Origin of the sequence: Streptomyces sp. NPDC002130 (assembly GCF_040296465.1) — a bacterium.
GTDB lineage: Bacteria > Actinomycetota > Actinomycetes > Streptomycetales > Streptomycetaceae > Streptomyces.
The window spans coordinates 1-7,551 of record NZ_JBEOXI010000331.1; the positions used below are offsets into that span (position 1 = coordinate 1).

The window sequence follows — 7,551 nt, forward strand, 5'->3', positions numbered from 1 at the left end:
GGACCCACGATCGCGGCACCAGCCGGCGCCAGGTGCCGGACCCGACCGTCAGCTCGAAGGGCAGCGGCCCGGGGCAGCAGCTTCTCCAGGGCGGCAGGTCCCTCCGTCGCCAGCTTGCGCTTGGCCCACTCGAGGGTGTGCGGGTTGAGGTCCTTGCCCGAGGCGAGGACGAGGTCCTCCGGCGACACGTCGGTGCCGGTGCGGGCGTGGAGCAGGCGGTCCGGGGTGGCGCGGTCCTCGGGCGGCCGGGATGCGGCAGGCTCTGACGTCGACATGTTCTCTGCTCCTAGGGTCCGGATCGCTGGGACGGCCCCGGTGCTGAAAAACCGGTCCGATATCACCATTCCCCGCGGGAGCCCGGCGTGCATCCGGAGAGCGCGGTCGCGGTCCGGGCACCCCGTTCGGACGACCATGGATGTCGCGGGGTTCTCCTCCGGGTGACGCTGATGTCAGGCCCCGCCCGCCCCGTCCCGCGGACGCGGCGCGAGCACCAGCATCGTGACGTCGTCCTGCACGTCCGGGCAATGCCGGACGAGGTCGGTCCAGACCCGCTCGGCCAGCGCGACCGGATCCTCGGCGGCGAGGCCCGGCAGCCGTTCGGTCAAGGGGTAGAAGACCCCGTGCGTGTCCCTGGCCTCGGTCACCCCGTCGGAGGCGAGGAAGAGCCGGTCACCGGCCCTCAGCGGCACCGAGACGACCCGGGCCGGGGCCGCCTCGGCGAGGCCGAGACCCAGCGGTGTGCACGGCTCGACGTCCAGCTCGACGGCCCGGCCGTCCCGCAGCAGCAGGGGCCCGGCCTGCCCGCACGCCACGATCCGCACGACCCGGGCGTCGGCGGAGAAGTCGAGCAGCACGGCCGTCGCGAACAGCTCGGCGTGCGGGTCGCCCGCGGAGTCCACCGCCAGCCTCCGGTCGAGCCGGGCCGCCACCGCCTCCGGGTCCGGCTGGTCCAGCACCGCCTCCCGGAACGCGCCCAGCAGCGACGCGACCGTCGCCACGGCCGACAGCCCGTGCCCCTGCACATCGCCCATGACCGCCCGTACGCCGTAGGGGCCCGCCCGTACGTCGAAGAAGTCGCCGCCGACCAGGGTCCCGCGCTGCGCGGCCCGGTACAGGCCAGCGCACCGCACCGGTCCGACCCGATCCGGCAACGGCGGCACCACGGCCCGCTGCGCGACCTCGGCCACGGCCCGCTCGGTGACCAGCTGCGCGTCCCGCCGGGAGCGGACGTACGACAGCAGCACGCTCAGCACCGAGACGAAGCACACGGTCAGCAGGTCGGTACTGCCGGGATCGTTGAGATTGAAGACGGGCACGGTCAGCACGACCACCACCAGCGCGCCGAGCACCGCTGTCGCCACCGGACCGTGCGCCAGCACGGCCAGCGGCGGGATGGCGCCCAGCAGGAATCCGATGTCGAGCGGCTCCGGGGCGATCAGCTCCGCCAGGCAGACGCCCGCCAGCAGCGCAGACGGCAGCACCCGGGCCCAGCCGGGCGGGGGCGCGCCGCGCAGCCAGCCGCGCCGGTCCAGGTCCCGGCGCACCGGGAGGCCACGCACACTGCTCACACCACCACGCTGCTACGGCCGACCGGCCGCCGCACCCGGGCCCGCACCGCCACGTGCGGCGCGGGTGCCGGCCCCACCCAGGGTGACAGGCGTGGCCCGACCGCCTCTCGAGGGGCTGTTCAACCGTGCCGCAAATCGATGGACGTCCCGCTCGGAGCTCCCGTAGCGTGTGGCGCGCCACGCCCCGAGACCGGCGGAAGGAGGGCAGAGCCGTGCAGTTCACACCGTTTCCGCGCTCCCTCCCCGTAGTCCCGGCGTGCTGCGACTGACCGACCGGGAGCGCTCCGAGCAGCATGCGTCCCGGAGGACACCCCCATGACCGATGTGGTCATCCGCGCGCTCGACACGAGCGACGCAGCACTCTTCGACACCCTGCCCGACCCGCTGGGCGCCCGTGAGGGCCACCGGCTGACCCGGCACCGCCCCGACTGGAAGCGCGTGGCCCTGCGCGACGGCCGTGTGGTCGCCCGCGGCGCCTGGTGGGGCGGCCCCGACGACAGCGAGCCCGTCAACCTCAACTGGTTCGACGTGGCCGAGGGCGAGGAGGAGGCGGGCGCCGCACTCCTGCGTTCCGCCCCCTGGCAGGTCGAACTGGAACTGAACCTGCCCGCCGGCTGGCGCGACGACCCGGCCCTGCGCGCCGCCGCCGAGACCCGCTTCACCGCCGCCCGGACCGCTGGCTACGACCTCCTGGTCGAACGCCTCCTGTACCGCTGGACCCCGGACCGCTGCCTGCCCGAGCGGCCCGGGCGCCTGGACTTCCGCGCCGAACCCGACGACGCCGTGTTCTTCGACGCACTGCGCCGCATCCATTCCGCCACCCTGGACGCGCACGCGCTCAAGGCCATCGAGCAGGGCGGGCTCGACCGGGCGGCCCAGGAGGAACTCGACTTCTTCCACTGGTGCCCGTCACCGCGCGAGTGGTGGCAGGCGGCGTACACGCCGCGGGGCGACCTCGCCGGCATCCACATCCCGGCCCACAACCCGGCGGGGCCCTGCATCGGCTTCATCGGCGTCCTTCCGGAGCACCGCGGCCACGGCTACGCCTACGACCTGCTGGCCGAGTGCACGCACTTCCTCGTCGAGCAGGGGGCGGAGTTCGTCGCCGCCGCCACGGACCAGGGCAACTTCCCCATGGCGGCGAACTTCGCCAAGGCCGGCTACCCGGTGGTGAGGGAGCGGCTCAACTTCGAACCGGCGTAGGACGCAGGGCCGCCCGCGCGCTCAGGGGTTCAGCAACTCCTGGGCCGCCGTGAGGATCTCCGTCACCCTCAGGCCGAACGCGGCGTCGCAGGCGTGCGGGTGGCCGGTCCGGGCGGCGTCGAGGAGCGCGTCCGCGGCCCGCATCAGCGCGGGCACCGCTCCGTCGGAGCCGTCCGGCAGCGCCGCGACCCCGGCCTCCCCGCGCAGCTCCACGGCGGCACCGGCCGCGGCGGGCGGCGCCGTCAGGCTCAGGGTGAGGGTGCTCGACGCGCCACCGGTGTGGTCGAGGACGACGTGCGCCGTGTCGCCGGGGCCGTACGCCGCCGCGGTCACGCGCCGCACGTCGCCGAGGACCGGCAGCAGGACGGACAGGGCGTGCGGGCCGACGTCCCACAGGGCGCCCTTCTCCCGCCGCCACGGCGTCGCGAAGGGGCTCTCGCTGGTGAACACCGCCCCGAGCCACTCGGCCCGGGCCGTGAACCAGCCCGGTACCGCCGCCTGTTCGGCGATCCACGCCGCCGGCTCGGGCTGGAAACGGGTCGTGAAGAACACGACCGAGGCGACACCGGCCTCCCGGGCCGCCTCGACCACGGCTCGTCCCTGCTCCACCGTCGGCGCGAGCGGCTTGTCGAGCAGCAGATGGCACCCGGCCCGCGCCGCCCGCGCGGCGAGCGCGGCCTGCACCTGCGGCGGCAGGGCCACGGCCACCGCGTCCACATCGGCGAACAGTTCGTCGGCATCGTCGTAGGCGCGGACGCCGTGTCGCTCGGCCAGTTCCTTCGCGGCCTCGGGGCGACGGCCCCACACACCCGTGAAGTCCAGCTTCTCGTGCCCGCTCAACGCGGGGGCGTGGGCCATCCGTGCCCAGGGTCCGGTGCCGAGCAGTCCTATGCGCATGCCGCCGCCTCTCCACGCTGCCAGGACGAAGAGCGTGCCACACGGAAACGGCCGGTGGGCACCAGGGGCGGGCAACAGACAAGGCAAGGAGTGCTCTCCTTGCCTTTCTCAAGTTATAGCCCACGGGGGGCCTTGCGGCAAGGCCCCCCGTCTGCCGCAAAATATCCGGCCTAAGCCCAGGACCTGCGGAAACGGGAGCATACGTGACCCCTGCGACAACGAGCGCGTTCGATCTTCCCGGCCGCCTCGCGCACAAGGCCGCCCCGGCGTCGATCGCCGGGGACGAGCGGCACTTCGCCGCCGTCGCCGACTGCCTGGAGCAGTCGATCGCGGAACTGTCCGACCGTCTGGAGGCCGAGCGTAGGGCCCCCGGCGGCAAGGGCAGGCAGGCCATGGACCGCGATGCCGAGATCCACCGGCTGACCACGCGCCTGCGCGCCCTGCGCCGCTTCGGACTGGACCTGTGCCTCGGGCACATGGTCGGCACGGACGGCTCCGAGCCGGTGTACGTGGGACGGCTCGGCCTCACGGACAGCGAGGGGCGCCGACTGCTGGTCGACTGGCGTTCCCCGGCCGCCGAACCGTTCTTCGGGGCCACCCACGGCAACCCGATGGGTCTGACCAGCCGCCGTCGCTACCGCTGGACCGACGGCAGGGTCAGCGACTACTGGGACGAGGTGTTCACCGCCGACGCGTTCGCCGGGCACGCCGCCCTCGACGACCAGTCCGCCTTCATCGCGAGCCTCGGCACCGACCGCTCACCCCGCATGCGGGACGTGCTCGGCACCATCCAGGCCGACCAGGACGCCATCATCCGCGCCGGTTCCCGCGGCGCCCTCGTCGTCGACGGCGGCCCGGGCACCGGCAAGACCGTCGTCGCCCTGCACCGCTCCGCCTACCTCCTCCACTCCGACCCGCGCCTCGGGCAGCACCGCCGGGGCGGGGTGCTGTTCGTCGGCCCGCACCGGCCCTACCTGTCCTACGTGTCCGACGTCCTGCCCAGCCTCGGCGAGGAGGGCGTGCAGACCTGCATCCCGGCGGACCTCGTCGACGAGGGAGCCACCGCGGCGGCCGAGACCGACCCGGAGGTGGCCCGTCTGAAGTCGTCCGCGGACATGGTGCGGGCGATCGAGAAGGCCGTCCGGTTCTACGAGGAGCCGCCCACCGAGGCGATGACGGTCACGACCCACTGGTCCGACATCCGCCTGGCCGCCCACGACTGGGCGGCGGCCTTCGACGCGGCCGAACCCGGCACACCGCACAACGAGGCACGCGACCAGGTCTGGGAGGAACTGCTCACGATCCTCGTGGACAAGCACGAGGGCGACGCCCCCGAGGACCTGCTCCGCAAGGCGCTGTCTCGGGACCGGGAGCTGCTCACGGTCTTCAACCGTGCCTGGCCGCTGCTGGAGGCGACCGACCTCGTCGGGGACCTCTGGTCCGTGCCCGCCTACCTGCGCATGTGCGCGCCCTGGCTCGACCGCGACGAGGTGCGCACCCTGCAACGCGCGCAGCCGCACGCCTGGACCGTGTCCGACCTGCCGCTGCTGGACGCGGCACGCCATCGGCTCGGCGACCCTGACGCCGCACGGCGCGGGCGCCGGCGGGAGGCAGCCCTCGCCGCCCAGCAGGAAGGCATGGCCGACGTCATCGACAACCTGCTGGAGGCCCACAGCCACGACGACGGCGAAGGCGTCCTGGTCATGCTGCACGGGCAGGACATGCGCAACTCCCTGGTCGACGACAGCGCCTTGCCCACCGCCGACCCGGACCGGCTCGCCGGGCCGTTCGCGCACATCGTGGTGGACGAGGCACAGGAACTCACCGACGCGCAATGGCAGATGCTGCTGCGGCGCTGCCCGTCCCGGAGCTTCACCATCGTCGGCGACCGTGCCCAGGCCCGGCACGGGTTCACTCAGTCGTGGCGGGAACGTCTGGAGCGGGTCGGGCTGGACCGCGTCGAGATGGCCTCCCTGAGCATCAACTACCGGACTCCGGAGGAGATCATGGCGGAGGCCGAGCCGGTCATCCGGGCCGTCCTGCCCGATGCCAACGTGCCGACGTCGATCCGCAGCGGGGGCGTCCCCGTCCGCCACGGGTCCGCCGCGGAGCTGACGTCGGTCCTCGACAGCTGGCTGGCCGGACACGCCGACGGGATCGCCTGTGTCATCGGCGATCCCGCGTTCCGGCCGGCCTCGCCCCGCGTCCGGTCGCTCACCCCGGAGCTGTCGAAGGGGCTGGAGTTCGACCTGGTGGTGCTGGTCGACCCGGAGAACTTCGGCGAAGGCGTCGAGGGCGCCGTCGACCACTATGTGGCGATGACCAGGGCGACGCGGGAGCTCGTGATCCTCACCAGCTCCTGACCTCCGTCCGGCCGGGGCCCTCCTCGAAAGGCGGTCAGGAAAAGCGCGCCCGGAGCTCGGTCTCGAGCGTTTCGAGCGTGCGGCCCCTGGTCTCGGGGACGTACCGCTTCACGAAGAGGAGGGACAGCACACCCGCCGCCACGAACAGGAAGAACGTGGGGGATATCCCGATCCCGGAGACCAGGGACGGGAATACCAGCCCGATCACGAAGTTGGTCAGCCACAGCACCACGGCCGCCGCCCCCATCCCGAAGCCGCGCATCCGCGTCGGGAAGATCTCCGACAGCATCAGCCAGGTCACCGGCGAGATCGCGCCCTGCTGGAAGGCGAGGAACGTGACCGTCATCGCGAGCACCGCGAACGCCCGCGCATCACCGGAGGGCAGCACCAGCGAGAAGACGCCGATCAGCAACAGCGCGGTGGTCGTCCCCACCTGACCGGTCATCAGCATCGGGCGGCGCGGCACCCGGCCCAGCAGCCAGATGCCGACGAAGGTGGCCAGGACCGAGATCACGCCATTGGCGATGTTCGCCGTCAGCGCGCTGTCGGCGGCGAAACCGGCGTCGGTGAGAATCCGCGTGCCGTAGTACATGATCGTGTTCACGCCGGTGATCTGCTGCACGACGGCGATGCCGAACCCGACGAACACCAGCTTGCGCACCCAGGGCGTGTTCCTGACGTCCTGCCAGCCGCCGAGCTTCTCCCGCTCGTCCTTGCCGACGAGCGCGGAGACCTCCTTCAGCTCGGCCTCGGCCCGGGCCCGCGACCGCACCTGCTCCAGGACGCCGAGGGCCTCGCCGAAGCGGCTCTCGGAGGCCAGCCAGCGCGGGCTCTCCGGCATCACCAGCATGCCGCACCACAGCACCACGGCCGGCAGTGTGGCGATGACCAGCATCCAGCGCCACACGCCGCCGGACTCGCCGCCGAGCCGGGCGATGATCGCGTTGCACGTGAACGCCAGCAGCTGACCGGTGACGATCATCAGCTCGTTGCGGGTGACGAGGGCGCCGCGCCGCTCGGCGGGCGACACCTCGGCGAGATACACCGGCACGGTCACCGAGGCACCGCCGACCGCGAGACCCAGCACGAACCGGGCGACCACCATCACGGCGGTCGTCGGGGCGAGCGTGCAGCCCAGGGCGCCGAGGAAGAACAGCACCGCCAGCAGCAGGATGGTGCGCCGCCTGCCGCGTGCGTCCGAGAACCGGCCGCCGGCCACCGCGCCCAGCGCGGCACCCAGCAGCAGCGAGCTGGTGACCATGCCCTCGGTGACCGGGGTCAGGCCGAGGTCCTCGGTCATGTAGGGCAGGGCGCCGTTGATGACGCCGGTGTCGTAGCCGAAGAGCAGACCGCCGAACGTGGCGATGATCGTGATGACCCGCAGCCGCCGTGAGACCGCCGGCGGCGGGGCGGGCGCGGGCCCCCCGGGCGGGGGGGGGGGGGGTGGGGGGGCGCCCCAGGCGGGCCAGGGCGCGGCCGATAGGCAGAGCACACCAGGGACAAAACCGCACAAATTCGAT

At 73.2% G+C, this 7,551-nt stretch carries 5 protein-coding genes and 1 pseudogene; 2 read left to right on the forward strand and 4 right to left on the reverse strand.

What is annotated here, in order from left to right; translation table 11 throughout:
• Nucleotides 1-71: 71 nt before the first annotated feature.
• Together ABT116_RS37180 and ABT116_RS37185 are read right to left on the reverse strand one after the other, a co-directional pair.
• Nucleotides 72-275, reverse strand: a pseudogene (locus ABT116_RS37180) (hypothetical protein); the annotation flags it as partial.
• A 174-nt stretch (nt 276-449) separates the two neighbouring features.
• The gene (locus ABT116_RS37185) at nt 450-1,568 is read right to left on the reverse strand and encodes a PP2C family protein-serine/threonine phosphatase (protein WP_351643428.1); all 1,119 of its coding nucleotides are present in this window, start codon (nt 1,566-1,568) and stop codon (nt 450-452) included.
• Nucleotides 1,569-1,883: 315 nt separating this feature from the next.
• Here ABT116_RS37185 and ABT116_RS37190 point away from each other — a divergent pair, with 315 nt between their 5' ends.
• Entirely contained in the window at nt 1,884-2,771 is an 888-nt protein-coding gene (locus ABT116_RS37190) for a GNAT family N-acetyltransferase (RefSeq protein WP_351643430.1), read from the forward strand.
• Between the two features lie 21 nt (nt 2,772-2,792).
• Here the strand turns inward: ABT116_RS37190 and ABT116_RS37195 are convergent, their stop codons facing one another.
• Nucleotides 2,793-3,668: a Gfo/Idh/MocA family protein gene (locus ABT116_RS37195; RefSeq protein WP_351643433.1), complete on the reverse strand. Its 876-nt coding sequence runs from the start codon at nt 3,666-3,668 to the stop codon at nt 2,793-2,795.
• Nucleotides 3,669-3,871: 203 nt separating this feature from the next.
• On the opposite strand from ABT116_RS37195, the gene helR reads away from it, so the two are divergent.
• Nucleotides 3,872-6,031, forward strand: a complete 2,160-nt coding sequence (gene helR, locus ABT116_RS37200) for an RNA polymerase recycling motor ATPase HelR (protein ID WP_351643436.1) — start codon at nt 3,872-3,874, stop codon at nt 6,029-6,031.
• A 34-nt stretch (nt 6,032-6,065) separates the two neighbouring features.
• On the opposite strand, the gene ABT116_RS37205 is transcribed toward helR, so the two are convergent.
• Entirely contained in the window at nt 6,066-7,415 is a 1,350-nt protein-coding gene (locus tag ABT116_RS37205; RefSeq protein ID WP_351643439.1) for a sugar porter family MFS transporter, read from the reverse strand.
• Nucleotides 7,416-7,551 lie beyond the last annotated feature (136 nt).